General features: G+C 46.0%; 2 protein-coding genes. Both read right to left on the bottom strand.

The genetic code is table 11. The annotated features are described in order from the left end of the window. Positions 1-424 (bottom strand): DUF2268 domain-containing putative Zn-dependent protease (locus R7044_RS25275; RefSeq protein WP_225456003.1); only part of this gene is annotated, 424 nt, incomplete at its 3' end. Between the two features lie 77 nt (positions 425-501). After that, positions 502-737 (bottom strand): LytTR family DNA-binding domain-containing protein (locus R7044_RS25270; protein WP_225456002.1); only part of this gene is annotated, 236 nt, incomplete at its 5' end.

Here is a 737-nt window from a genome sequence, read left to right as displayed (position 1 = left end):
GGTCTTTTATCAACTCAAACAAACTCGGAATGATGCCGCCGTTGACCTGACGTTCAAAATGGCAAGCCAAGCCTTCCATGATCAACACCGCTCCCAGAGTGAGTCCATTTTCTCCCGCTCGCATCCGAAACAGATGATGCAATTCATGCGCGAGCACTGCAGCCAGTTCGTTTTCAATGACGGTTTTTATATCCGTGCGCTGAGTGTCTAACAAGACTTCGACTCGGTAGGGGCTTAAGCAGTAACCACCAATGCCACTTTGCGGCGCATCACCATGACCAAATGGACTGATGGTGACATCAATATTGGTCAGCTCAAAATGATCGGCGAGTTGCAGACTCAGGCTATTCAGCTGTTCATACAAATAGTCAGCAACAGGAGACAACGCTCCCGTCGCATTCAATAAAGTCACACGATAACTCATTTATCTTCCTTGATAATTTAGATGATGAGGGGCGAGTTTACAGTGTAAAGAGTGAGCAGTAACGGATTAGGGAAAAGTTACATGCCTTTAAACAAACTTTGAGAAGCGCGGCTCACTGGCAGCTTAGTTTCACCAACATAAACAAACATTCTTCCTGCAAAGTCTTTGTTTACTTTAATGATTTTAGACACTTGCACCACGCTTGAGCGATGCACTTGCCAAAACTGCTCTGGGTTTAGCTGCCCAATCAACTCTTTGAGCGATGTGCGGATCAAATATTCTTGCACTTCCCCCAGCCCTTGCTGCGCATACA

This window comes from Vibrio sp. 1402, from assembly GCF_033340275.1.
This window is presented reverse-complemented; position numbering and strand designations above follow the sequence as displayed.